The 25,467-nt window shown below is 46.6% G+C and carries 20 protein-coding genes; 15 read left to right on the forward strand and 5 right to left on the reverse strand.

Annotated elements, in window-relative coordinates:
- Positions 1 to 39: 39 nt before the first annotated feature.
- The 5 genes from CWC22_RS04975 to CWC22_RS04995 all read left to right on the forward strand — a co-directional run bounded on the left by CWC22_RS04975 (position 40) and on the right by CWC22_RS04995 (position 4,811).
- Positions 40 to 972 carry a chemotaxis protein CheV gene (locus tag CWC22_RS04975; RefSeq protein WP_010386777.1) on the forward strand — a complete coding sequence of 311 codons (933 nt, stop codon included), beginning with the start codon at positions 40 to 42 and terminating at the stop codon, positions 970 to 972.
- 17 nt (positions 973 to 989) lie between these two features.
- Positions 990 to 1,823, forward strand: coding sequence for a CheR family methyltransferase (locus tag CWC22_RS04980; protein ID WP_049864740.1), 834 nt, complete (start codon positions 990 to 992; stop codon positions 1,821 to 1,823).
- Between the two features lie 194 nt (positions 1,824 to 2,017).
- Positions 2,018 to 2,269, forward strand: a complete 252-nt coding sequence (locus CWC22_RS04985; protein WP_010386779.1) for a hypothetical protein — start codon at positions 2,018 to 2,020, stop codon at positions 2,267 to 2,269.
- 196 nt (positions 2,270 to 2,465) lie between these two features.
- On the forward strand, positions 2,466 to 3,338 hold the full coding sequence (locus tag CWC22_RS04990; protein ID WP_138538932.1) for a helix-turn-helix domain-containing protein: 873 nt from the start codon (positions 2,466 to 2,468) through the stop codon (positions 3,336 to 3,338).
- A gap of 78 nt (positions 3,339 to 3,416) precedes the next feature.
- On the forward strand, positions 3,417 to 4,811 hold the full coding sequence (locus tag CWC22_RS04995) for a S41 family peptidase (protein ID WP_138538931.1): 1,395 nt from the start codon (positions 3,417 to 3,419) through the stop codon (positions 4,809 to 4,811).
- A 69-nt stretch (positions 4,812 to 4,880) separates the two neighbouring features.
- Here the strand turns inward: CWC22_RS04995 and CWC22_RS05000 are convergent, their stop codons facing one another.
- Entirely contained in the window at positions 4,881 to 5,765 is an 885-nt protein-coding gene (locus tag CWC22_RS05000; RefSeq protein ID WP_230090621.1) for an ABC transporter substrate-binding protein, read from the reverse strand.
- A 352-nt stretch (positions 5,766 to 6,117) separates the two neighbouring features.
- Positions 6,118 to 7,080, reverse strand: coding sequence for an aspartyl/asparaginyl beta-hydroxylase domain-containing protein (locus tag CWC22_RS05005; RefSeq protein ID WP_138538929.1), 963 nt, complete (start codon positions 7,078 to 7,080; stop codon positions 6,118 to 6,120).
- A 138-nt stretch (positions 7,081 to 7,218) separates the two neighbouring features.
- Between CWC22_RS05005 and CWC22_RS05010 the strand changes: the two genes are divergently transcribed.
- From CWC22_RS05010 to CWC22_RS05020, 3 genes are read left to right on the forward strand one after another with little or no spacing between them, the layout of a single operon-like run.
- Complete coding sequence (locus CWC22_RS05010) at positions 7,219 to 8,055, forward strand: MipA/OmpV family protein (RefSeq protein WP_125562098.1); 837 nt, start codon at positions 7,219 to 7,221, stop codon at positions 8,053 to 8,055.
- Positions 8,056 to 8,077: 22 nt separating this feature from the next.
- Complete coding sequence (locus CWC22_RS05015; RefSeq protein ID WP_138538928.1) at positions 8,078 to 8,752, forward strand: response regulator transcription factor; 675 nt, start codon at positions 8,078 to 8,080, stop codon at positions 8,750 to 8,752.
- Positions 8,739 to 10,028: a sensor histidine kinase gene (locus CWC22_RS05020; RefSeq protein ID WP_171045104.1), complete on the forward strand. Its 1,290-nt coding sequence runs from the start codon at positions 8,739 to 8,741 to the stop codon at positions 10,026 to 10,028. Before CWC22_RS05015 ends, CWC22_RS05020 begins: the two co-directional genes overlap by 14 nt.
- Positions 10,029 to 10,063: 35 nt before the next feature.
- Here CWC22_RS05020 and CWC22_RS05025 read toward each other — a convergent pair whose 3' ends face one another.
- Together CWC22_RS05025 and CWC22_RS05030 are read right to left on the reverse strand one after the other, a co-directional pair.
- Positions 10,064 to 10,318, reverse strand: a complete 255-nt coding sequence (locus CWC22_RS05025) for a hypothetical protein (protein ID WP_125562092.1) — start codon at positions 10,316 to 10,318, stop codon at positions 10,064 to 10,066.
- Positions 10,319 to 10,442: 124 nt separating this feature from the next.
- On the reverse strand, positions 10,443 to 10,898 hold the full coding sequence (locus CWC22_RS05030) for a hypothetical protein (RefSeq protein ID WP_138538926.1): 456 nt from the start codon (positions 10,896 to 10,898) through the stop codon (positions 10,443 to 10,445).
- A 705-nt stretch (positions 10,899 to 11,603) separates the two neighbouring features.
- On the opposite strand from CWC22_RS05030, the gene CWC22_RS05035 reads away from it, so the two are divergent.
- Positions 11,604 to 13,181 (forward strand): S8 family serine peptidase, encoded by a 1,578-nt coding sequence (locus CWC22_RS05035; RefSeq protein ID WP_138538925.1) that lies wholly within the window; start codon positions 11,604 to 11,606, stop codon positions 13,179 to 13,181.
- A gap of 728 nt (positions 13,182 to 13,909) precedes the next feature.
- Entirely contained in the window at positions 13,910 to 14,722 is an 813-nt protein-coding gene (locus CWC22_RS05040) for an arylamine N-acetyltransferase family protein (RefSeq protein WP_171045103.1), read from the forward strand.
- 188 nt (positions 14,723 to 14,910) lie between these two features.
- Here the strand turns inward: CWC22_RS05040 and CWC22_RS05045 are convergent, their stop codons facing one another.
- Positions 14,911 to 15,405: a MarR family winged helix-turn-helix transcriptional regulator gene (locus CWC22_RS05045; protein ID WP_125562084.1), complete on the reverse strand. Its 495-nt coding sequence runs from the start codon at positions 15,403 to 15,405 to the stop codon at positions 14,911 to 14,913.
- 251 nt (positions 15,406 to 15,656) lie between these two features.
- On the opposite strand from CWC22_RS05045, the gene CWC22_RS05050 reads away from it, so the two are divergent.
- The 5 genes from CWC22_RS05050 (at position 15,657) to CWC22_RS05070 (ending at position 25,105) form a co-directional block, all read left to right on the forward strand.
- Positions 15,657 to 19,532 carry an amino acid adenylation domain-containing protein gene (locus CWC22_RS05050; RefSeq protein WP_138538923.1) on the forward strand — a complete coding sequence of 1,292 codons (3,876 nt, stop codon included), beginning with the start codon at positions 15,657 to 15,659 and terminating at the stop codon, positions 19,530 to 19,532.
- 20 nt (positions 19,533 to 19,552) lie between these two features.
- Entirely contained in the window at positions 19,553 to 19,777 is a 225-nt protein-coding gene (locus CWC22_RS05055; protein ID WP_010386797.1) for an indigoidine synthase IndC, read from the forward strand.
- 28 nt (positions 19,778 to 19,805) lie between these two features.
- Entirely contained in the window at positions 19,806 to 20,753 is a 948-nt protein-coding gene (locus CWC22_RS05060) for a pseudouridine-5'-phosphate glycosidase (protein ID WP_010386798.1), read from the forward strand.
- A gap of 144 nt (positions 20,754 to 20,897) precedes the next feature.
- Positions 20,898 to 22,019, forward strand: a complete 1,122-nt coding sequence (locus CWC22_RS05065; RefSeq protein ID WP_138538922.1) for an efflux RND transporter periplasmic adaptor subunit — start codon at positions 20,898 to 20,900, stop codon at positions 22,017 to 22,019.
- Positions 22,016 to 25,105: an efflux RND transporter permease subunit gene (locus CWC22_RS05070; protein WP_138538921.1), complete on the forward strand. Its 3,090-nt coding sequence runs from the start codon at positions 22,016 to 22,018 to the stop codon at positions 25,103 to 25,105. Before CWC22_RS05065 ends, CWC22_RS05070 begins: the two co-directional genes overlap by 4 nt.
- The last annotated feature ends 362 nt before the right edge of the window (positions 25,106 to 25,467 follow it).

Below are 25,467 nucleotides of genomic sequence, written 5' to 3' on the forward strand. Positions count from 1 at the left end.
ACATTGTTCCGATAAGCAGTTTTATAGCAGGAGAATGACATGGCAGGTATTTTGGACTCAGTAAACCAACGAACGCAGTTGGTGGGTCAAAACCGACTTGAACTTTTACTATTTCGCCTCAGAGGGCGTCAACGCTTTGGGATCAATGTATTCAAAGTAAGAGAAGTACTACAATGTCCACCCCTAACGGCAATGCCTAAGTCCAATGCTTTCATTCGCGGCGTTGCGCACATCCGGGGGCAAACCATTTCCGTGATTGACATGTCGTTGGCTGTCGGCGGACCACCTATTGAGAATATCAAAGACTGTTTCATTATCATCGCTGAATACAACCGTTCGGTGCAGGGCTTTTTGGTCGGTGCGGTTGAACGAATCGTGAATATGAACTGGGAAAAAATTATGCCACCGCCTTCCGGTGCGGGTCGTTACTCCTATCTGACGGCAGTGACTGAAATCGAAAATGAATTGGTAGAGATCCTGGATGTAGAGAAGATCCTGAATGAGATCTGTCCGATCAATACCGAGGTCAGTCAGGAAATCGTCGCTGATGGGGAAATGCAACGTGACCTTGGTGAGCGTATCGTCTTTATTGCCGATGATTCTGCGGTTGCACGTAATCAGGTCAAACGGGCATTAGAACCTTTGGGGGTTCAGACTGAGCTGGCCAAAAATGGTAAAGAAGCCCTGATCCGGTTAAAAGAGATTGCGGAGATGGACTGTCAGAATGACGTCACTGAGCGTGTAGGCTTGCTGATATCAGACGTTGAAATGCCTGAAATGGATGGTTATACCCTCACCGCCGAGATAAAAGCGGATCCTAAGCTGGCGCCTTTGCATGTTATTTTACATACTTCATTGAGTGGCGTATTTAACCACGCAATGATCGAAAAGGTCGGTGCTGACGACTTTATTGCTAAATTTAACCCCGATGAATTGGCAACAGCCGTGAAAAAATGGGTTCATTGCGATTAATTAGTGGCGGTAATACTTTGGAAAATAAACACTTAGAACAAAGCGAGTATGATCAGTTTCGCACTTTTTTAGAACAACAGTGTGGGATTGTACTGGGCGACAATAAACTGTATTTAGTGAAAAGCAGACTGGCGCCTCTGATGTCTCGTTTTAGCGTTGACTCTCTGTCAGCTTTGGTAAGCAAAACGCTCAGCCCGCATGAGCGGCAATTGCGTGCCGCCGTCGTGGATGCGATGACGACCAACGAAACTTTGTGGTTCCGCGATCAATACCCTTTTGAACTGCTCAAGACCAAGATCTTTCCTGAATTTAAGGACCTGCGTCGTCCTGTTAAAATTTGGTCTGCGGCGAGTTCGTCCGGGCAGGAGCCTTACTCAATAGCCATGTCTGCCAATGAATATCAGACCTCAAATCCCGGCGCGCTCAAAATGGGTGTGCAGATTGTTGGTACTGATATCTCAAACACCATGCTGGATATGTGTAAAAATGCAGAATATGACGCATTGGCACTGGCACGTGGCCTGTCACCGGAACGCAAGAAAAAGTTTTTTGCAGACAGTGGCAATGGTATGGCCAAAGTCAATGAGCCAATTCGCCGCATGGTTAACTTCAGGCATTTAAATTTGCTTGATTCCTATGCCTTACTGGGTAAGTTTGACGTGATTTTTTGTCGTAATGTACTCATCTATTTTTCGCCTGATGTAAAAGCGAAGATCATCAGCCAGTTTGCTCAGGCACTTAACCCGAATGGGTATTTGTTCCTGGGTGCATCTGAATCTATGGCCGGTCTTAATAACGACTTTGATATGCTGCGTTGCAATCCCGGCATCATCTATCAGAAAAAATCGTAGCACTTTCGGCAGGTCGCTCAGAGTGGCCTGCTTATTTCTGTCACCTCCCCCTGAATCTGCCCAAACCCAAACGATCCTACGACAGCCAATAGACTACTAAAGTGAACATTGCCGGCACGCTTGCCAGCTGTCTTGCTGAGATTAAAGCAGATATACTTTAGTACATGACGTATTGCCTCTATGAACTCTGAACTATGGCTAAGCCAAATAAGAAAGGCCCTACTAAAACAGTCGATATTTTCTGTGCCAAATGTAAAGCACCGCTGTATAAATACCGAAAAGGTGGAAAAGGCGCGCTGGTTAAGTGTTTTAAAGAGCGGATTGTGACAGATTATACCGAGCAAGGGGGGCAGTGCCCAGGTTGCGGCACTGAGTTTGCCCGGGACACATTGGTCCGTGGCACTCCTGCATTTAAAATGATTGGTGGTAAAGTGTGGTTTAAGTAGTGACCAGACAACCCGTAAAATATTTTGCGGTTTCTTTGAGAATATTCTCTTCACATTGACCTGTTATTGATAACTAAATGGGCGCGTGTCTGAGGGTATGCTGCCGCCTTAAGTGCCATCTATAAAAAACAGGCTGGTATGCAGGCGCTTTCGTCTATTAAGATAGCAGACAACAAGAATGTATTGATGCAGTAAAATGATGGACCAGTCAGATTATAAAGAATGCTTGCCACCCGGTTGGTTGTCTCCTTTTTTGGAGCCTTTTTGGGTTCGTCGTGTGTCTGGTTCCGTCTCATTTTTTCCACAAGGTGTGTTTGAACTCTTGTTTCATAGTATGCCATTGACCTACTCATCCGCTTCTCATGAACCAAAAACAGTCCCCGCAGGGGGGAGTCTTGTCGGGCAACAGCTATCAGCTTATGAGATTTCGAGCATGCAGCCACAATGGGTGCTAGGCGTGAGACTAAAACCTTTTGCGTACTTTCAGCCACATCAGTTGGCAGCCTCAGAGGTTAAAAACACCCTTGAAAGTATGCAATATATATTTGCTGCCAATCGGGAGCTCGAATCATTACTTTTGAGCTTAAATACCTGGCCAGCGCAGTTACTGGAAGGTCAGTTTCAGAGCGCCTTGACCAAGTTAATGCCCTGGCTCAAAAGGCTGTTCTATAACCATGATTTTGTTCTTCCGGAGCTGTTGAGAGCGAAAACAAATACCATTCTCGATGCGCGTGGCAATATACAAGTTGCAGATATTTGCCAGCAGTTTGAGATTAGCAAAGTCACTTTGCGTAATCACTTTGTGTCAAAAATTGGTATGTCACCGAAAGAGTTATGCAAAGTGTGGCGGATGAACAGCTTTTTACTTAATGCATCGCACTATCCGGGTGACCTCACGAGTTCTGCGCTGCTATCCGGATATTTTGATCAAGCTCATTTAAACCGAGAGTTTAAGGCGGTAATTGGTCAGACTCCGAAAGCTTATTTAACGGCCCAAAGCGGCTACGACAAACATCAGTCATCTCAGGTGGTTTACAGTCGCTTTATTGGCGACTATGACCCTTTTTAAGCCCTTTACTTTTTTACAATTCTTTTTCGTCAATAAAGTTAAAAATAGGGAAAACAAACAGCACAGTGAGTTTAACCTATGAGTCTAAAATACCTATCAACAGCTGCACTCGCATTATTTTGGGGGCTGGTCGTTACACCATTACAGGCAAGTGCGATATCACAAAACGAAAAACAAGCCGCGATAGAAAAAATTACTCAGTTGATGACCGAGCATTATGTTTTTCCAGAGGTCGCAACCCAAACCAATGATAAACTATACAAGGCATTTCAAGCGGGCCACTTCGCGTCTGCACAAGACCATACATCATTTTCCAAAGCCCTGACCGAGTGGTTAAGAGCAACGGCAAAAGACCGTCATTTAAGAGTGCGAGCTAACCCTGTGGGTGAAGAGGTGAGCGGAATTGAGTCTTCAATACGTGACAACTTACTCAAACCAACACGACATAAGTTTCTAAATTACGGCGTCCTCTCCGCGAGAGTATTAGAGAACAATATTGGCTATATAGATTTACGTGCTTTTTATCGACTGGCCGACAGTAAACCTTATATTGATGCGGCAATGAAGCTGATGGCAAAAACCGATGCGGTGATCATTGATTTGCGAAAAAATGGTGGGGGCTCACCGCGTACTGTCCAGTATATATGCAGCTATTTTTTTGATGAAAAGCTGCTGCTGAACAGTCTTTATTTCCGAGACGGCGATGAGACAACCGATTTCTACGTGTTGGATGAAGTGGGTGGCAAGAAAATGCCTGATGTTCCTTTGTATGTATTGACCAGTAGTAAGACCTACTCAGGTGCAGAAGAGTTTAGTTATAACATGCTGACCAGAAAGCGGGCGACGCTCGTCGGTGAAACAACAGGAGGCGCTGCCAACCCTGGGGGGATGTTCACAATAAATGATGAGCTGCGTATGTTCATTGCCACAGGCACAGCCATCAACCCGGTCACTCAAACAAATTGGGAAACCGTAGGCGTAAAACCTGATGTGGCTATTGGTGCTGATGAAGCACTGGAAAAAGCGGTTGAAATGGCAAATAAGGTAGTTGAGACCAACTGGTTAACTGAAAAGGCCAGACGAGAAGTTGAGATAGACAGGTTGTTTGCTGTACTGAAAAAAGTAAGACTGAGCGATAAACCCCTGTCAGACATCAAGTCTATTTATGCCACTAAGGTTTCAGAATTGGTAAAGCAATTACCTGAACCAGATCGGGTGGTTGCCGAATTGGCTTACGAATATTGGGATAAAGAGCCTAAGTACGCTGTGTTTCTATTTGATGTAGCTGTGCAACTGAATAATCAAAATATGTACTTTTTTGCCTACTGGGCCAGAGCGCTCGCTGAGCTGAATGATATGCAGCAGGCAACAAGTGTTATCAAGCGGGGATTAAAGTTGGCGTCTGATGAGGAAGACAAAGACATGTTGCAAGATACTTTAGCTGAGCTGGAACAATCTACAGTCGGACTTTAGCTGTCACCTCCTTCGGCAAATAACTTCGTCATTAAGCAATTTATTGCGCGGTCATTGCCGCGCAGATTGCTAGTTTAAACAAGCAGGATCCAGCCAGTGTGCTATTTCAGGGGCGTATTTGGTTTGCCATAGTTGGGCAGCCTGCAATTCCGTATGCCCCTCGATAATAGACAGAGCCGACGCATCAGCAATCATGTTTTGTGAAAAGTTGACTTTCTTTAGCAGGTTATAGATACAAGGGTAAGTCTGCTCCAGACCTGGCCAGCCTGCTTTTCTTAACCAGCCTTGTTGCGGATTACCGCAGTCATTGATCAGGTTGCGATTGATACCCCAGCCAGCTTCGGTCTCACAGGCTTTTTCATACGCAGGAAACTCGACAAACTGTCCGGGTCGGTAAAAGTCCGTCCAGTTAGGAGTCCAGTTTATGAGTACAATTGGCTGATTGCGCTCACTGGCTTGTTCCAGTTTCTGCCAAAGTTCTGCTTCATTACTGAGGCGTTCTATTGTGAAGTTAAGTCCTAATGCGCGTATTAAGTCCGCGTCCTGATAATCCCAGTCAATTGTATAGAAGGTGCCTTTGGCCTCTTCAGGTTTGGCTGAAAACAAGGAAGCACAGGCATTGAGTGCTTTCCAGTCGGGTAGCCCGGGGCAAAGCGCTGCGACATAGTCGGGGTACCACCATTCCTCGCGGACCATCGCGTCGTGCATGCCTAAATCAACAATATACTGGTTATCCAGCATTCTGTTGAATGACCCCGCCATGGATTGCTGCCAGATCTCAATCTGAAAGTGAATTAACCCTTTTTGCAAAGCTCCCCATTGGTCGCGCGCAGGCATATCGCGGTAGCTAACGGCAAATCCATAGCGTTTGACCATGTCACCTACGGCATGTGACAGTACTCGTTGGCTCGCCCAATTGTTCAGTGGAATAACAATCTCGGCTGATTTGTTCATTGCTGATATAGGGCCGGGTAGTACACAAATGAGGAAACCAAGCACCCAATGGATAAATGCCCTACTCAGATCAACCAGTGCAGGCTCCTCAGCGGGTTTTTCAGTGTGCATTATTGATATACAACTTTTCTAACATCAAATAAGTATAGAAGTGATTAACTTAATGACCAAAGTCACGCCCCCTTTGGGAGTTGCCTCCTCACATTAAGGTGCCAGGCTGTTTATCACTTGCATTGCACTCAGTAGTGACCCATGACATGAATGTCATTATTCGTACCCCTAAAGCAAGCTATATTCCAGAGGCACTTGCGAACACCTGCATAAATCAGGTATCCGCATCTGGTAAAGGCATCTAATTAACCACCGCAATTATCAACCTAAATATCAAGGCAAGTACCAGTAACAGGGTACCGAGCAGGCTGAAGTTGACTAGCCACTTCAGCGGGTAATAGAGCCTGGGATTGGTTCTTTTTAGTTTTTTTGCCCGGCTCAGCGTGGGCATGAGGCGAGCAAATAGTCGGTTAAATGGTCCGGATTGATCGCCCGGTAAATTTGGCACGAGTAACAAGCGTACAAACTTTTTATAGAGCCAGTTGACCGGGCGGCCCAGTATATTCACTGGCCGATCGATATCACACATCAGTATCAGTCGGTACTGCCTGGTGTCGTTTTTCACGTAATGCAGGTAGGTTTCATCAAACATAAATGCGTGACCATTGCGCCAGAACGCCCTTTTTCCGTCGACAGAAATAAAACAATCGGGATCGTTCGGCGTGTCCAGCCCCAGGTGATAGCGTAAAGAGCAGGCAACCGGGTCAAGGTGACGGGTAAGCTGGGCATTCGGGGGCAACAGGGTAAACATGGCGCCGTTTACACTGGGGATCGATTTTAAGAGTGCAACGGTATTGGGGCACAACGCTTTAGCTGAGTGGAGTGTTTCTCCGTACCAGGTGCAATAGAACTTACTCCAGCCATATTTATAAAAAGTACGAAACCCGACATCATAATAGCTGGCGTTCTCCTGCGCAGTCGTTTGAATAAACTGGCCGCTGGCCATTAACTGTGACGCCTCGGCAGCAATGATTTGCCAGTTATCCTGTAGCAGCTTCAGTTCCGGGTAATCATCCACACTGGTAAAAGGTGCCCGCGCACGTCGGTGAGATGTCACATAGAGAAAAACATTTAACGGCGCAAAAATAGGCCAGCCTTTACGCAGATATTCATGCACAGTGGTAAATCGCGCACAGCCCCGGAAACGGTAGACGTAAATCATGGCACAGACACTCAGAAACAGCAGAAATAAAATAGGCATCATAGGTTTTAGCCCGAACAGTTAAAGGAAGTCTCAGCGTACCCATTTAATTGTCGATGAAGTGTCAATGCCTGGTTCGACATTTCATTGACATTCTCTCTGTCACAGTGCCCAGTAACCGTATCAGAGGATGACTGACCAATGAAACACCACGCTATTTTATTATTATCTGCTTTGTACGCTTTACCTGTGTTGGCAAACTCAGAGCCCGAAATGATGTCTATGCCAATCGACATCGCCGGACCTGTCGCTGTATTTGAGCCACCAGCAGGTTGGCGATATGCCCTTGGGCTTGGCATTGAATCCGAACCTGAATATCACGGCTCGGGCGAGACGGTGACAGAGGCTGACCCCTATATTGAAGTTGCTTATCGATCCCAACGTTGGGCGTTTCAATCCAACCTGATGAGCAACGCGGTATTCTATCAACTTCAGCCTGATCTTGTGTTGCGTGGCTGGCTCAACTTTGAAGAGGGAAGGGAGCAAAACGAGGCCAGTGACACGAGTTTAGATGGACTGGGTGACATAGATGAAATGATGGAGTGGGGCGCAGGGGCTGCATGGCAAATTCATGGGTCACTGACATTGGGCGTGTTTGCGCAAACTTATACAGGGGGAGATCCCAAAAAGGGCAGTGTGGGGTTTGTGACAGTCCACTATCGAATAGTGAATGAGTCAGATTTAAAACTCGAGCTGGGGGCTGATATCAGTTTTGCAAACGGTGACCACATGCAAACTGAGTTTGGTATTACGGCTGCACAAGCCAGGGAGAGTATTTACTCATCTTATCAGCTCGGTGGTGGATTAAAGTCTTACGGGATAAGTGCAAACGGGGTATACGCGTTTAACAAAAGCTGGTTATTATCGTTCGCAGTGGATTATGAGGTGTATGCCTCAAAAGTGGCAGACAGTCCATTAGTGAGAGCGGGCAGTGACAATGAAGTCGAGGCCAGCCTTGGTCTGATCTATCGCTTTTAATTGAGAACTGAGGTGTAACGCGGTGTTGCGAATATTAATAGCAGAAGATCATCTGGATATTGCAGAGAATATCGGAGATTACTTAACGGCCAAAGGCCATCAGGTTGACTTTGCTTATGACGGGGCAATGGCTGTGAGTCTGGCACAATCGCAAACGTTTGACGCGATTGTGATGGACATCATGATGCCCAAACTGGACGGGTTAAAAGCCACGGCTCAGATACGCCAGGGGCAGCAGCCTCAGGTGCCCATTTTAATGCTGACAGCAAAAGATCGGCTGGATGATAAGCTGAACGGATTTGATTCCGGGGCGGATGATTATATTCTTAAGCCCTTCGCCATTGCTGAATTATATGCCAGGTTGCTTGCCCACACCCGTAAGGCACAAAATGATTACCACTCTGTTTTGGCCGTGAATGGTCTGGCGTTAGATCAGAAGAACAAAACGGCATGTTTCAATGGCCAGGCCCTGAAGTTAAACCCAACCACCTTTAAAATTTTGACTTTACTATGTAAAAGTCACCCAAACCTGGTGGATAAAGCAGAGCTGGAGTTTCAACTCTGGGGCGACCTGCTGCCAGAGAATGATGTATTGAGAAGTCATGTTTATAATCTGAGAAAGTCGTTGGCGGGGTGTGCGGAACACTTAAAGATCCAGTCAAAACATGGTCAGGGGTACCAGCTTGTTTTTATCTGATTGTCAGTCAAAGTTAGCTCGCTTTGCTCGTACTTTGAGCCTGAGTCAGCGTGTTAAGGCCACGTTTATCGCCAGCTTTAGTGTGTTTTGCATGCTGAGTTTGCTGGTGGTATTTGCCGCAACCAAAGGCACAGAGGATTATATTTTTGAAAAGCAACTGAGCCGGGCTGTGACTCAGTTTAGTCAAAACTATGCTCAGAGACACACGTTTTTATTCCCTGAAGGGATAGTGGCCTATGCCCGGTTTGCTGATATTCCGCCATTGCTTGCTGAGTACATCGACAGCACCACACCTGGCGTGTTTGAGCTGGAACATCCCGACGAACAAGACTTTCATTATGCCGTTGCCAGAATGCCGGATAATTCTTTGTATTACTTCATTTATGATGTCAATGAGGTGGAAATTTCTGAAAACCTCGAGCGCATGATGATGCAGATTATTTTTTCCAGTTTTACGTTGTTTATTTTGCTGTTTTTTGTGATTTTTCATCTTGTGTTGAAACGCTCGCTTGCGCCGATGTTTACTTTGATTGAGCAGGTTAAAAAAAGTGACGGGTCGTCAGATGCGCGATTTATCAATGAATACAAATATGAAGATGATGAAATCGGCCTGCTGAATAAAACACTGGCTGACTATGCGCAGCGTATTGAAGCGTTCGTTCAGCGAGAGCGCGAGTTTACCAGTTTTGCCAGTCATGAATTACGCACCCCAGTGACGGTGATCAAAGGCGCCAATGAGCTGTTAAAACTGCACAGTGAAAGGGAGCCGGCGCTGGCAAAACCGCTGGCACGACTGGAGCGTGCAGTTAATAGTATGGAAGACATGATCACCGTACTACTTGAATTGGCAAGAGAGGATAAAACAGGACAAACGGCGCAGGCTGAGTTGGCCTCAGTGGTTGAGGAAGTCTTGTTAGCGTTTCAGTGTCAGGCGGATAAAAATGGCAAAACGCTGTCTTTGATCGCATCGTCGCAAAATAGCCCAAGCATCACACGCGTGAATGGACTGATTGTGATTAGCAACCTGGTCAGAAATGCCATTCAGCACTCGACAGATGCGGACATAGAGCTGCGTGTGACAGACAGTACTTTTAGCGTGAGCAATACATTACAACCCGGGCAATCGGCGCATGTCCGCGAGTTTTTTTCTGGCACAGAGCAAGGGTATGGGCTCGGAAAAATCATTGTTGAACGTGTTTGTCGCCAACAAAACTGGCAATACACGCAACGCATAGAGGGGAGTCAGATCTGTGTCACAATCGATTTTTCCGGGTGAGTCTAAGGTGAAACAGGGTATAAGCTTGTGCCTGTTTATTTATCCCATTTCTCCAAGATTTTAATAAAAAGGTAAAGGACAACAAATACAAACAGCGCAATTTCCAGTGCCAGTATGCCCGTGTTGCCGCCTGAGATTGCGCGAAGAAAGTCGCCACACTCGCCACTGCACTGACCGACTCGCCAGGCCCAGGCGTTGTTTGATATCAGTGCAAGGATTAAGAAGAAAAATGGATATTTCATTGAGTCAACGCCTGTATCGACAATCAGTCCTTCATTATGCCAGGTCATCGCGGGCTGCTACACCAGTTTTGAACCTGTCTGCATAGATGAAAGCTAAGAGCAGGTGATGTCAGGCTGGCAAGATATAAGCCGAGCTCGTTCATAGATTAGAAGCAGAACTTGCTGGCAGCCATCACTGCATTAGCCTGTCTGCTAAAAACTTAAGATGTTGAATTTTGACGCCGCCCTCTTCAGTGTGCAGTAGAATAAGTCTGGCATGTGCGGGACCCGTGCTGAACTGTAATGAGAGCAGATAAACCGCGGTCGTTGTCGTATTGCCTGTAAAGGAAGTTCTTGTATTCATGTTTTCAAGTTGTATACCTTCAATATGCTCAAGCTTACCCAGTGTCGAGATTTTCTCTATGTACATTTGCCATTGTTCTGGTGTTGCGGATGATACGGCTTGTTCAATCATAAGGCTCTGAATAAAATCAAGATCCCAGTTCGTGACTTGTGGCATTTGCTGTTCTAAGAAGGGAATAAAGGTCTCGTCCGGATCTGCTTTGTTTAAACCCGTAATAATCGCTATCCCAATAAAGAAGACAAAAATGCTACTAATCCCAATACCCAAAACCTTTAGTACTTTCATATGGTGACTGCCTATAAACCAAAATGATTGATTGCAAAGTGAGGGAAAAATACAGACCCTGCTTATGCTATTTATGTGAAGTCCCCAGTTTATCACTAGGTACAATTTGAGTGTACTGTGATAAACAAAAAGCTATGGGTAAGGTATCGGTAAACGCGGTGTGGGTTTTGGAGCCAGTGAGTTCGTGGTTAAGGTGGCCATGGGTGGCTGAGTTTTATGCCGATGATAGTTGTATCCACTCCAAATGCAGCACAGCGCCAAGTGTGGTAAGAGTCGTGTCGGTTTTTGGGGGGAGTTGCGTTATTACTGTCATTTTTCTCGCTGAATAATATTCATCATGAGCATTACATTTTTAATTTTCGTGCGACCAGTATTGTTATGTTCCTTCAGTTTCCCTCAAGTGCAGATACATAAATTTCAATAAATTTACATTAAATATCAATCTTTATGTCATTTTTAACAGTCTGCTGGATGAAATATTATAACAGTTTTTTTGAATACATGTTGAAATTGGACCGTTCCAGTTGCTACCTTTGTTAACAGTTTCACAACACAGTACTGACATGTTTATCGCAGTAAGTGACCTTGTTGTATAGGTACAAGTAGTTAAACCACTTGTTTGCCCGGTGGCTATGGGCGGTTGTTTAAGTGCATTGTCAGTTAGAAAAAGAGTAACAATACAACAAGGTACAACAAGGAGAAGACATGAGTATCACACGTTTTAAACTATCAACCCTATCCACCCTAATGTTTACTGCATTGAGCTTGCCAGCGTTCGCACAAGAGCCTGTTTTTCAGGGGCATACCGAAGAAGCAAAACTACAAAGCAAATCTAAAAAGAGTGCCAGCAATCGTTACATAGTGCGCTTTAAAGAGACATTGTCGGGGGGCAAAAACAGTTTTAATAATTATATTGCACTCAACTATCTGTTTACTGCAGGTGCGGAGCCATTGTTTGCACTCAATGGTCAGCAAGCGATGGTGGCAGAGCTGGATGAGTACAGCCTGGAGACACTGCGAGGCTTTTCGTCCGTTGACTCAATCGAAATAGACCCCAAGCGTTATGTGTTACCCTTAGCTAAGTCTGCGAATCAAATCGTACCTTTTGCACAGAGCACACCGTATGGGATTACTATGGTGCAGGGTCACTTATTGCCTCAGTCCAATACCTCTGCAAGAAAAGTCTGCGTGATTGATACAGGCTACAACCTTGGCCACCCCGATTTACCTTATGGTAATGCAACCGGGGTTGCGAACAACAATGCGGTGGGTCGTTGGAACAATGATGGCAATGGCCATGGTACACACGTTGCGGGAACCATCGCGGCAGAGGATAACAATCAGGGCGTGGTCGGTGTGTATCCCGGTGTGGATCTGCACATTGTCAAAATTTTCGATGACAACGGGCAATGGACTTATGCTTCGAACCTGGTGAATGCAATTCAGCAATGTAAAGATGGCGGTGCTCAGGTTGTGAATATGAGTTTGGGTGGTGGTAATTACTCCAACAGTGAAAATACTGCGATGCAGAATTTCGTTGATGGGGGCATGATATTAGTGGCTGCTGCTGGTAACGATGGTAACAGCTCTAAGTCTTATCCGGCTTCCTACAACTCAGTTATTTCTGTGGCATCTGTTACTTCAAGCGAAAGTCGTTCATCGTTTTCTCAGTACAACGATCAGGTTGAGCTTGCGGGTCCTGGTTCCAGCGTTAACTCAACCTACCCGACTAATACTTATCGGAGTCTGAGCGGTACATCCATGGCCTCACCTCATGTTGCTGGTGTCGCAGCATTGGTGTGGAGCCACAACAGTCAGTGTAATAACCAGCAGATCCGGGCCGCCCTGAACGCAACTGCCAAAGACAAAGGTGCGGCGGGTCGCGACAATTATTATGGCCATGGTATCGTTCAGGCCAAAGCCGCATCAGACTACATTGCTGCCAATGGCTGTCAGGGAGGCGGTGATCCGGGTGGTGTAACGCCTGTGAATGGTTCATTGCCAAATTTACAGGGCAACCAGAATGGCTGGACGCACTACACCTGGGATATTCCACAGGGGGTTAAAGAGATGGCGCTGACCATCACCGGTGGTACTGGAGATGCTGATCTGTATGTAAGGTACAACGCTCAGCCAGATGCAAACAATTACACCTGTCGTCCCTGGAAGAATGGCAATGAAGAGCAATGCTTATTTACTAACCCAAGCTCGGGTGTATGGCACATAAGCCTTTATGGCTACAACAATTACAGCGGTGTGACGTTGAATTATTCTTATAAATAAACGCCTGTTAGGCCAGGTTTACCCATAAAAATCCAAGGCGCTCATTGAGCGCCTTTTTACAAGCTCAGATTATCGAATCTAAAGAAATCCCGATAAGTTGACGTTGCCTATGGTAGTGCCACTATATCGAGGCAAGTTTGCTAAGGTTTGGCTTTATTCGTCATGTACTTTTTACCAAAGGCTGGGGTGTTCCAGTGATTGTGAGTCAGAGGGGGCATGTCTAACATGAGTTGCTGGTGGCAAATGTAACACCTAAATGTATGCCTTTAACGTGCCCACATAATGAAGTGGGTGTGAAATAAAAAGAAGGGCAGATAAGAGGTCGTGTCTTTAATTTAGTCATGAACAAGCACTATCCTTATTTTGGTTATAATAATCCGTTTCGGCACAATCGGCATTAGGTGCAATAATCAGTACTTTTACAGTGACTGAGGTGTGAGTAGAGTGTGATTTATATCAAGTGATTGGCTGGTTCATCAAAAAAAACGTCGCAATGAGCAGACAGTTACCGTGAAAGCGTTCAAAATTCTTTGTTAGCAGGAAGTGACAGGCCACCTGGGGAGTTGACGTTGTCCAGGATAACCATGTGTAGGGTGAGATAACTCAGGTAAAATCCAGGCAGAGTCACTTTTTCGCGACTGCTGGCAAAAAATTTAGTTTGTTTTCTTGACCTTAACTTAAGTTGAGGTTCTAGCCTTAAGTTAATCTCAAAGAAAAGGAAAATGATCATGATGATTCAAGATTATATTAAATCGCTTCAGTTGACTCAGCAGCATGCCTGTTTGGCACAGCTCAGGGAAATCCAGGAAAAGCATCTTGAAATGTATAGCTTTTCAAGCATTAGTGCACTGGGCGCAGAGATAATATCGCTTCAGGAGGAAGCCTTGCTGGATCGTCTGGTACTCAGGAAAAAAGGAGGCTACTGTTTTGAGCAAAATAAGCTGGCTTACCTGGCACTGGAACACTTGGGTTATGAGGTTCAGCCATTGCTGGCCAAGGTACTGTTAAACGGCAATGAAGACAATGCCAGAACTCACCGGGTTACTTTGGTGAAGATCGGGGATGACAGTTACTTATTTGATGTGGGTTTTGGCTCAAAATCACCGAAAGAGCCATTGTGTATTTCTCAGTCCGGCACCATCGAGGTCGGAAACTATCATTATAAAATAACCCGCACAGCGTCAGACGTGCGTATTGAGCTGTTACAACCTGAGCAGGTTAGCCTTTACAGTGTCTCGCTGGTTCCCGTTACGGAGAAGGACTTTGATGTGGTGCACTTTTACAGCCACCAGCACCCTGAGTCTAATTTTGTGAATAACCTGGTACTTTCCCGAGTGACGGGCGGGCAACGCTTTACCTTGCGCAACTTGCTCTACAGGGAGCTGCACGAAGTAAGTCAATTCAGTACAGTCATCGAAGTCACGTCAGCACAGCAGCTATTGTCTCTAATACGGCAAAAGTTTCTGCTTAATGTTTGTACCTCTGAAGCGGAGCGTTTATTTGCCCGTGCACAGAAAAGCATGAGAATGCAAAGCGCATAACCTATTGAATGGCCATCGCAGCGTAGTGTTTAGTTTTAACTACGCCGCTGTGATGGCAGACTTTTTTTGAGAGATTAGGCACAGGTAATGCGTCCACTAAGCCATTACCACAGCCAAAAAAAAGAGGTAACGTTAAACGTTACCTCTTTTTTATTTATTTCCAGGTAGCGCCATCATGGGCAACCTGATTAGTGATGCAAATTGACAAGTAGTTTCTTTAACAGATTTGCCAGCTGCTGTTTTTCTTCCTCTTCCAGTGGTGATAACAAGTAATGGCCTTTGGCCACATGCTCGGTGACCACTTCGTTGATCAGCGCCAGCCCTTGTTCTGTCAAACTGACCATGACTCCGCGGCGATCATTGGGGTCCGGATTACGTTTAACTAAATCCTTTGCTTCAAGCTTATCAATGCGGTTGGTCATGGAACCAGAGGTCAGCATTAATGTCTGTAATAACTGGTTAGGCGTTAATGTGTATGGTTCACCTGAACGACGTAATGTCGCCAGTACATCGAATTCTCCCCCATTTAGGCCAAACCGGCTGAATACACCATGCAGCTCTTTGCTGAATATAGCATCCGTTCTGACCAGGCGGCCCATTATGGCCATAGGTGAGGGATCGATATCGGGCCTTTCTTTCTCCCATTGAGCAATTACGGTGTCGACTAAATCATGTTTCTGCATAAAAACTACTTCTCTGTTTTCTTTGATGCGTTAAAGATACTGTAAAACAAACTTGGTGGCAAGAGTTATCACATCAAATATCTTCACAAAAAGTATGTTGACATTAAGATATATTTATTTATCTTAGTATGGAACTTGTTGCATAGGATTTAGCTACTAGGCTTTAAAAGCTAAAGATGGGAAGTGGCATCAAGTGGATTTGTGAAGACTTAGAAACTTAGATGAACGAAATTTAATTAAGGGATTTAAAAATGAACTTACTAAACTCACCAAACACGCATCAATCAGCCAGTGGTGTTGCGCTTGCTGAAGCGGAAATAAAAGCAATAAATCTAATTGAATTAATGCGCCATCAGGTTGCAACACAACCTGATGCGACCGCAGTTGTTGGTCATCATGAGAGCATGACTTTTGCGCAGCTGGATCTGCGAGCACAGCAGATTGCTGCTACATTACAGCAACTTGACGCTAAACCAGACGACTATATAGGCCTATTTGTTGAGCCTTCCGACGACTTGGTAGTCGGCGTGTGGGGCAGCTTATATGCCGGATGTGGTTATTTACCGCTGTCACCTGAATACCCGGACAAACGGGTATTACACATGATCACTGACTCAAAAACCCAGTTGATACTGACGCAATCACACCTGAAAGAAAAAATCATCTCGCTTGTTGGACCTTCTGTTACGGTCATTTGCCTGGAAGAGCTGAGTAATGAGCAGACATACTGCGCAGAGGTTGCCCCGGAAAATCTGGCATACATGATTTATACCTCGGGCAGTACTGGGACGCCAAAAGGCGTCATGATTGAGCACGGTAATATCGTTAATCAGATGCGCTGGCTGCGTCAGCAGTTTGGGTTTAATAATAGCACACGCATCATTCAAAAAACGCCATTTAGCTTCGATGCGGCACAATGGGAAATCCTGGCGTGTGCCATGGGCGCATGTGTGGTGGCGAGTGAGCCTGGCATGTATCGCGATCCTATGGCATTGATTGATGCCATGATTGAAAACGAAGTTACCGTTTTACAGTGTGTACCCACCTTGTTGCAGGCTCTGCTGGACACCCCAGGGATCCAACTTTGTAGCTCGCTACAACACGTCTTTAGTGGTGGTGAAACACTGACAAAACAGCTTGCCGCACAGTTTTTTGAAGAGCTTCCGGGTCTCAAGTTAACCAACCTTTATGGCCCCACTGAGTGCACCATTAACTCATCCAGCTATACAGTAACCCAAAGCACACTGGAGCAGGACTTCGAGGCCATTTCAATTGGTCAGGCCGTAGCAAATACGCACTATTATGTGCTGGATGATGAGCTACAATCGGTTGCAGCAGGTGAATCAGGCGAGCTGTACATCAGTGGTGCGCAGATCGCGCGTGGTTACTTTGACAGAGCTGATATCACCAAGGAGCGTTTTATCTCTAACCCGCACTCTGATGAGCCGCAGCACAGCGTACTTTATCGAAGTGGGGATGTCGTTAAGCTCGATGATCAGGGCAATGCACACTTCCTGGGTCGCGTTGACAATCAGGTCAAACTACGTGGTTATCGGGTTGAGCTGGATGAGATCCGCCTGGCGATAGAAAAGCACGATTGGGTTAAAAACGCGGCTATGGTGATCAAAAATGATGAGCGAACTGGATTTCAGAATCTGATTGCCTGTATTGAGCTGAACAAACGTGAAGCGGCGGTGATGGATCAGGGCAATCATGGTGAGCACCACCAGTCGAAGAAAAACAAACTTCAGGTAAAAGCGCAGCTCTCTAATGCGGGTTTCCGCTCAGAGGCGGTACTCAAAAATGAACCATCTTTTGAATTACCAAATAAACAACCAACACAAGGTCAGTCAGAAACGGTGTTTGCACGCAAAACCTATCGTTTCTTTGAAGGGGGAGAGCTGACACAGCAGGACATCGTTGAGTTACTCGCAACACCAGAGCGTGCGGGAAAGAGTATCGATGTAGCCCAGTTAAGCTATGGTCAGTTCGGTCAGATCATGCGCTATTTTGGTCAATTCAAAAGTGAGGAGCGTTTGTTACCTAAATATGGCTATGCTTCGCCAGGTGCGCTATACGCAACTCAGTTATTTGTTGAAATTCATCAGCTTTTCGACTTGGATGCCGGTATTTACTACTACCAGCCAGAGCAACACACACTGCATTTAGTACGCCCGGTTGCCGAGCGCAGTGAAGCTCAGCTGAAAGTTCATTTCCTGGGTAAGCAGCAGGCAATCGAGCCGGTTTATAAAAACAACATTCTGGAAGTGTTGGAAATGGAAACTGGACACATGCTGGGGCTGTTTGATCAGGTATTGCCTTTATTCGGGCTGGCTGTTGGCAAAGGGGAATTCACTGAGTCACTGCAAGAGTGCCTCGCGGTTGAGCACGATGATCAATACCTGGGCAGTTATGAAATTACCCCGGCGGCGCAAGGCGTGCCACTGCAAGAAGTCGAGTCAATAGTGCAGATCCAAGGTGTTGAGGGTCTGGAGAATGGTCAGTATTCGCTGCAAGGCGGTGAATTTGTGCCACTGTCTGAAAAACTCATAGAGAAGAAAAGCGTCATCGCGATTAATCAGCAGGTCTATGAGCGTTCCAGCTTTGGTGTATCTATGCTCAGCCACACGACTGAAGCATGGCGACACTATGTTGACCTGGGCAGACGCTTACAACAGCTACAAATGAACAAGCTGAATATTGGTCTGATGTCATCCGGTTACAGCTCGAAAAGTGGGAATAACCTGCCATCAGCGGATCGCTTCGGCGCTATCCTGGCTGAACAAGGCAAAGAGATGAAGCCGTTCTATTTCTGTATCGGCGGCAAAGTTTCTGATGAACAGATGCGTAGTGAAGGGATGAAAGAAGACGCTATCCACATGCGTGGTCCGGTAGAAATCCTGAAGGATGACCTGCAAAGTCGCTTACCGACTTACATGGTGCCGAATCAAATCGTGGCGTTTGATGCATTCCCGCAAACTGCCAACGGCAAAGTGGATTATATCGCTTTACGTGACAACGAGAAGCTGTCTCAGCTAGGTAATGACGTGCCTTATATCGAGCCACGTAACCCGCTTGAAGAACACATTGCAGAAATCTGGAAGCAAACACTGAAATGGGATAAAGCGTCTGTTAAAGACAACTTCTTCGAAAGCGGCGGTAACTCACTGACAGCGGTGACCTTACTTAACCGCATTAATAAGGAACTCAGCTTGAACCTGCCTATGCAGACGTTGTTCCAGGCCCCCAGTATTGAGGATTTGGCCCAGCATATTCAGGAAAGTGATCACGACACAGACAATCGACTGATCTCATTAAATAATTCATCAAAAGACAGCAAAGTATTCTGCTGGCCGGGTCTGGGTGGTTACCCCATGAGCCTGAAGCCTCTGGCAGAGAAAGTGGCTGATCAGGCTGAATTCATTGGTGTTCAGGCACATGGTATCAATGAACAGGAAGTACCGTACCAGACTATTAGTGAGATGGCGCGTGCAGACATTAAATTGCTAAAAGAAGCACAGCCAGAAGGTCCTTACACATTGTGGGGGTATTCATTCGGTGCCAGAGTGGCGTTTGAAGTAGCACACCAGCTGGAGCAGGCAGGGGATGAGGTGAAGGATCTATACCTGATTGCACCTGGATCGCCGGAGCTGCCGCAGTTTGCCAGCCGGGCACGCGTACCGTGTTTCAGTTCAGGAGCATTTGTCACCATCTTGTACTCAGTGTTCTTCCAGAAGATCAGCGGTCCGGTGCTTGAAAAGTGTCTGGAAGTCGTGACCGACAAAGCCAGCTTTATCGACTTTGTTTGCACCAACCACAGAGCACTCAATCAGGACATGGTGAAACGCATTGTTGATATCGTGGTGCAAACCTACGAATTCAAATACACCTTTAACGAATTGCTGGAGCGTAATGTGAAGGCACCTAAGGTGATATTCAAAGCGCAAGGAGATGATTATTCATTCCTGGAAAACATTCCGGGATATGCAGAAGACGAAACTCGCACAATTCACCTGGAGGCAGACCACTATGCCTTGCTTAAACACCCGGGTGTTGAAGAGTTGTTTGACTGTATTGTTGATTACCAGAGTGAAGCAGAAGCCTTTAACCGCTTGCTGACCGCCTAACGTATTTAAGGAGAAAAACCATGCCACATGTAGATATTCATTATTTTGCGTGCCCGGTTTCTGACATAGCGAAAGAAGCCATTGCACAAACCATTACGGCAATTTTGAGTAAAGAGCTCAATTGCGGTGAAGAAGTGATTTCAGTTGCCTTGTGCCCTCAAGTACCTGAGGACTGGCAGCAAAACGTATACCAGCCGTTAATTACGGCGCAAAAAGATAAACTGATTAAATTTCCGAATTACTAAATTTACGAATTATGACAAGGACAAAATTATGAACAACTTATCAATCCCATTAGTTATTAAACCAGAAGTTCAAGCAGCACTGAGACAAGGCAAACCTGTTGTCGCACTTGAGTCTAATGTTATTACCCATGGACTGGATTACCCGGATAATCGCCTCACTGCTTTGAAGGTTGAAGCCGCGGTGCGTGAATCAGGTGCTGTGCCTGCTACCATTGGTATTGCAGACGGTAAATTCCTGATAGGCATGAACGAGGAAGAAATTGAGCTGTTCGCAACAACGGCCAATATTCCTAAAGTAAGTACTCGTGATTTGCCTGTGGTACTGGCCAAGAAACAGCTGGGTGCAACCACCGTAGCCTCATCGCTAATCGCGGCAGAGATTGCGGGCATTGATTTCTTCTCTTCGGCAGGGATTGGCGGGGTACACCGTGGTGCACAGGAAACCATGGATATTTCATCGGATTTAATTCAGTTCACCCAGTCGCGCGTTGCTGTAGTGTGTGCCGGTGCGAAGAATATCCTGGATTTGGGCCTGACGCTGGAGTTCCTGGAAACCCATAACGTACCCGTGATCTCTTATCAGTTTGATGATTTCCCCGCTTTTTACTGTCGCTCGAGTGGCTTTAAAGCACCACAACGTATCGACGATGCTGATTTGCTGGCCGAAATCATTGAAACGCAGTGGCGCCTAGATGAAGGACGCAGTGTAGTTATCACAACGCCTACCCGTGAGGAAGATGCGATTGACAGTGAAGAAGTCAATGAAGCGATTAATGATGCTGTGCGTGCCGCTGAGGCCGAAGGTGTGAGTGGAAATGCGGTCACTAAATACATTATGAAAGCCATTGATAAAGTAACCAATGGTCGTTCAGCACAAGCTAATTCCGCGGTTTTGATTAACACGGCACGTGTGGCTGGCTATCTGGCTGTAGCACATGCAAATCAAAAGCAGCGCGAGCACGATAGCGCAGCATAAGGAAATACGCACAAAAGACATTGACAAATTTTTTTGGTCATATATCTTTATATAAAGATTCTTTGCTTGATGTATCTTTTTGCAAAGTTTTATTCAGGAGCAGCCTTCGGGCTGTTCCCCAAGGTAAAGGAAAAGGAGAAAGTCATGAATATTAAACCCTGGATTTCAACAGCAAGTGTTGTTGCCACTTTGGTAGTAGGAAGTATTGCCCTTAAAGGGCGCATGATCGAAGCACGTAATACCGAGTTTTCAGAGCAAGCCGCGACGGTAGAAGCAATGCGTGTAGAGACAGTACCGTATCAGTCATACATAGATATCAGTGGCGTGATTAAAGCACCACAAACCATCAATCTGGTGAATGAGGTATCGGGAAAAATTACTCAGCTGCACTTTAAGTCGGGCGACTTAGTCAAAGCGGGTGAGCCCCTGTTAGAGATTGATCATGCAGAAGAGCTGGCACAACTGGCCGCGGCCAGGGCGCGCGTCACGCAGCAGGAAAGCACGCTGGTCCGTTATCGCAACCTGCACGAGCGCAAAAAGTTCAGCGACCAGCAACTGGAAGAAGCCATCACGCAGCTGGCTGAGTTCCGCGCACAGGTCGACTTACTTACAGCGCGTATTGATAAGAAAATCATTAAGGCACCGTTTACCGCATATGTTGGGATACACGACCTGCAAGTCGGCCAATACCTGGCACCTAACACTACACTGACCAACATGGTTGGATTGCAGGAGCACATGTGGGTTGATTTCTCGGTACCACAAACGTATCAGGCACTGGCAATCAATACCCCGATTCGCGTGTCTCTGGTTGGTGACAACGCAGCCCCACAAGTGGCTTACGTTGAGTCGGTAGAGCCTGGTATGACAGCAGCATCCAGACAACTGAAATACCGTGCGCGCATCGAGCGTACCGAGCAGCTGAACACGAATCAGCTGGTTAAGATAAGCTTGCCGATAGGCACTAACCAGGAAGTCATTGCGGTGCCTTACCTGGCCATCGTTAAGGACCAACTGGGTGACTATGTTTACCTGCTGGAGAAAGACGAGCAGGGCACACTCAGAGCAACACGTCAGCAGGTCGAGCTGGGTGAGCGTCTGGGCGACATGGTCATGATCACGGATGGCCTTGAGGAAGACCGCCTGATCGCCAGCGCGGGGGCATTCAAACTGCGCAGCGGCCTGAAAACGTTTGTCTCAGAGCCTCAGCAACCCGAACAGTCTGTTGCAATGGAAGACACTCAGAAAGAAGGAGTTTCGCTATGAAAAATAAAGCCCACTTTATGGATAGATTTGTAACTATGCCGGTGCTGGCCGTGGTGTTATCTGCCATGATTTGCATCGGTGGGCTATGGTCTGTGTTGAAGATCACCGTCCTGCAATTTCCTAAAATTGAAAGCTCGTCCTTGGTGGTCTCGACCACTTATATCGGCGCATCGGCAGATACAGTAAAAGGGTTTGTGACCGAACCCATAGAGCGTGTAACAGCCACGGTCCCCGGTATTGACTATGTGGAATCGACCACAACGGCTGGGGTCAGCACTGTGACTGCGTACCTTAACCTGAATGAAGACAGCTCCAAGGCACTGGCGGAGCTGACTGCTCGGCTGGGTCAGGTCAGCTACATGTTGCCGTCAGAATCCGAAGATCCGGTTGTGACTGTACAGCGCGCTGACAGACCTCATGCCTTGTTCTATCTGAATATTGAAAATGAAGGCGTGTCGCTTATTCAGCTAACGGATTACTTATCACGTCAGGTTACACCAGTGCTTAATGGCATTGAGGGTGTGCAACGTGTCGCGATAGAAGGTAGCCGTACCCCAGCGCTGCGAGTTGACCTGGATTCAGCGAAACTGGATGCATTTGGCCTGAGTGCTGACGAAGTGTACAGCGCACTGGCTGCAAACAACACTATAGCTACTCTGGGCTTTACCGAGACCAGTAAGCAACGCATTGACCTGGTGGCCAACACCCAGCTGAAAGATTTAAATGAATTCAAGCGTATGGTTATCAGACAGTCGAACAACGAAACCATTTATCTGCGCGATGTCGCCACTGTCAGACTGGGTTCTGAACAGCCAACTATCAGTGCACGTTTAAGCCAGCAAGATACCGTGTATATCTCGGTCTGGCCGCTGCCTGGTGCGAACGAAATTGCCATTGGTGACGCCTTATATGCGATGACCGACGAAATCAATGAAACCCTGCCTGATGGCATCCGCATTAACTATGCCTACGACGGCACCTTATATATGCGTGACGCACTGAACGAAATCTTTAAGACGCTGGTTGAAACGGTTGTGTTGGTGGGGGCTGTGGTCTTGTTCATGATGGGCTCATTCAGAAGTGCCGCTGTGCCCCTGGTGACCATTCCTATTTCAATTCTGGGCGCGGTTGCAGCCATGTATGTGGTCGGTTTCTCAATGAACTTACTAACGGTACTGGCCATCGTGCTCTCAGTTGGCCTGGTGGTGGATGATGCCATCGTCGTAGTCGAAAACGTTTCGCGTTACATTCGTGAAGGTAAGCCTAAGTTACAGGCTGCACTGGAAAGCTCCAGACAACTGTTTGTGCCCATTGTTTCGATGACGCTGACATTGGCGATGGTATACCTGCCAATCGGCTTCCTTTCAGGGCTGACCGGGATCTTATTTAAAGAGTTTGCCTTTACACTGGCCATTGCTGTCGTGATTTCCGGATTTGTTGCTGTGACCTTATCGCCTATCATGAGCGCTTATGTAACGCCTCCGGGTGGTAAAGAAACTAAGCTGACACGCAAAGTAAATGGTGGGTTCGACTGGTTACGTAAGAAGTATAAAGCGGTATTGAGTGCTTCATTGAACTGGCGCAATCAAATTCTGTTAGGCGCCATGGTATTAAGCTTGATGGTCGTGCCATTTTTCACCGGCTCGAAAAAAGAGTTGGCCCCGGTTGAAGATCAAAGCCAGATTTATGTACTGGTACAGTCTCCGCCTGAGTCATCACTGACTTACAACGAAGACAACATGCATGGTGTGGTTGATACTTTACTGGAAATGCCGGGCACAACGCAGATGTGGCAAAACATCTTCACTAACAGTGCATTTGGTGGGGTAGAGTTCATCAGCGCATCGGAGCGTGACTTCACAACGATGTCACTCATCCCTCAGGTGTATGGTCGTCTGGCACAATTACCGGGTATTAATCCGCTGCCAATTTTGCCATCACCTTTACCGACTGCGGGTCAGTTTGATGTGGAAATGGTGGTCAAATCGTCAGCCAGTTATGAAGAAATGAAACAGTATGCGGACCAGTTGATAGGCAGAGCGTTTGGCAGTGGCCACTTCCTGTATGCAGACACAGACCTGAAAATTGACTTGCCACAAATTGAAGTAACTCTGAAGCGTGAACAAATTGCAGATTTGGGTATGGACCTGGCCCATGTCAGTCGTCAGCTGGGTATCCTGCTTTCGAATAACTATGTGAACCGCTTTGACGCCAGGGGTAAGGCGTACCAGGTCATCCCTGTGGTAGACAGCCAGATTAAAACGGATCCGTCGAAATTACTGAGCCTGCAAATTAAGGCGCACAACGGCACTATGGTTCCTTTGTCTGCCATTGCTGAAATCAACTGGACCACAGTACCGCGTCAGCTGAGCAGCTTTGGTCAACAAAATGCGTTTCGTATCTTCGGTGGTGTGCTGCCAAGCTCAACCAAAGAAGCGGCACTAACGGCGCTGGAAGAAGCCGCTAAAGAAGTTCTGCCTCCTTCTTACATGATTGATTACGCGGGTGAATCAAGACAGATCAGACAGCAAGGCAACAGCCTGTTGGGTGTCATGGCGGTGTCTTTGGTGATTGTTTATCTGCTACTGAGCATTCAGTTCAACAGTTTCAGAGATCCGCTGGTGGTCTTGCTGGGCAGCGTACCGCTGGCAATGATGGGCGCACTGGCACTGTCTTACTTTGAACTGACAACGATGAATATTTACTCTCAGATTGGTTTAATTACTTTGATAGGCTTGATTGCGAAAAACGGTATCTTGATTGTGGAATTCGCGAATCATTTACAAGAGGAAGGGCGCAGTAAACTGGATGCTGTGGTTGAATCAGCAGCAACCCGGTTACGTCCTATCCTGATGACTACTGCAGCAACGGTGTTGGGTCACTTCCCATTGATGCTGGTAACCGGAGCAGGTGCTGAAGCACGTAACAGCATAGGTATTATTCTGGTTGCAGGCATGATGGTAGGCACTTTATTTACCTTGTTTGTATTACCGGCCTTCTACGTAAAACTTGCGACACGTCGCGAGGCACGTAAGGTCAAAGCCCGCGCAACTGCGAAAGCAACCCCCGCACTTGCCATGAGCTAATCAGTACACCCAGTAACATGCCGCAGAATTCGGGCTTCTAAGGCCCTAAGTCGCAGCAAAGCGCCAGCTTCACCTGGCGCTTTTTTGCGTTAGCGGACAACACAGAAATTTGTTCAGGGTGCAATCAAAGCTGACAAACAACTCAGTCATCCCAGGCGCGTGCGAGCCAGTATCTACTTAAGCATCACGCTGAAGCAAATTGATGAGAAGGTGAGATAGAGCTAAAGCTAAAGTTGGTGTCTATACAAATCCCCCGCAACTTTCAAGTGCCACAATTCTCGCTTTCTCCGAACTTTTAAGTCTCGCTAATACCTGGCCTCGTTTCCTACAGACAGCTATAGACTTGAAGGCAAGGGTTTTAG

Source organism: Pseudoalteromonas rubra, from assembly GCF_005886805.2.
Lineage (GTDB): Bacteria > Pseudomonadota > Gammaproteobacteria > Enterobacterales > Alteromonadaceae > Pseudoalteromonas > Pseudoalteromonas rubra_D.

What these genes read in the sequence shown, in the direction of transcription:
- CWC22_RS04975 (WP_010386777.1), top strand. Translation starts at nt 40, where the DNA reads ATGGCAGGTATTTTGGACTCAGTAAACCAACGAACGCAGTTGGTGGGT.
- CWC22_RS04985 (WP_010386779.1), top strand. Translation starts at nt 2,018, where the DNA reads ATGGCTAAGCCAAATAAGAAAGGCCCTACTAAAACAGTCGATATTTTC.
- CWC22_RS04990 (WP_138538932.1), top strand. Translation starts at nt 2,466, where the DNA reads ATGATGGACCAGTCAGATTATAAAGAATGCTTGCCACCCGGTTGGTTG.
- CWC22_RS04995 (WP_138538931.1), top strand. Translation starts at nt 3,417, where the DNA reads ATGAGTCTAAAATACCTATCAACAGCTGCACTCGCATTATTTTGGGGG.
- CWC22_RS05000 (WP_230090621.1), bottom strand. Translation starts at nt 5,765, where the DNA reads ATGAACAAATCAGCCGAGATTGTTATTCCACTGAACAATTGGGCGAGC.
- CWC22_RS05005 (WP_138538929.1), bottom strand. Translation starts at nt 7,080, where the DNA reads ATGATGCCTATTTTATTTCTGCTGTTTCTGAGTGTCTGTGCCATGATT.
- CWC22_RS05010 (WP_125562098.1), top strand. Translation starts at nt 7,219, where the DNA reads ATGAAACACCACGCTATTTTATTATTATCTGCTTTGTACGCTTTACCT.
- CWC22_RS05025 (WP_125562092.1), bottom strand. Translation starts at nt 10,318, where the DNA reads ATGACCTGGCATAATGAAGGACTGATTGTCGATACAGGCGTTGACTCA.
- CWC22_RS05030 (WP_138538926.1), bottom strand. Translation starts at nt 10,898, where the DNA reads ATGAAAGTACTAAAGGTTTTGGGTATTGGGATTAGTAGCATTTTTGTC.
- CWC22_RS05035 (WP_138538925.1), top strand. Translation starts at nt 11,604, where the DNA reads ATGAGTATCACACGTTTTAAACTATCAACCCTATCCACCCTAATGTTT.
- CWC22_RS05040 (WP_171045103.1), top strand. Translation starts at nt 13,910, where the DNA reads ATGATGATTCAAGATTATATTAAATCGCTTCAGTTGACTCAGCAGCAT.
- CWC22_RS05045 (WP_125562084.1), bottom strand. Translation starts at nt 15,405, where the DNA reads ATGCAGAAACATGATTTAGTCGACACCGTAATTGCTCAATGGGAGAAA.
- CWC22_RS05050 (WP_138538923.1), top strand. Translation starts at nt 15,657, where the DNA reads ATGAACTTACTAAACTCACCAAACACGCATCAATCAGCCAGTGGTGTT.
- CWC22_RS05055 (WP_010386797.1), top strand. Translation starts at nt 19,553, where the DNA reads ATGCCACATGTAGATATTCATTATTTTGCGTGCCCGGTTTCTGACATA.
- CWC22_RS05060 (WP_010386798.1), top strand. Translation starts at nt 19,806, where the DNA reads ATGAACAACTTATCAATCCCATTAGTTATTAAACCAGAAGTTCAAGCA.
- CWC22_RS05065 (WP_138538922.1), top strand. Translation starts at nt 20,898, where the DNA reads ATGAATATTAAACCCTGGATTTCAACAGCAAGTGTTGTTGCCACTTTG.
- CWC22_RS05070 (WP_138538921.1), top strand. Translation starts at nt 22,016, where the DNA reads ATGAAAAATAAAGCCCACTTTATGGATAGATTTGTAACTATGCCGGTG.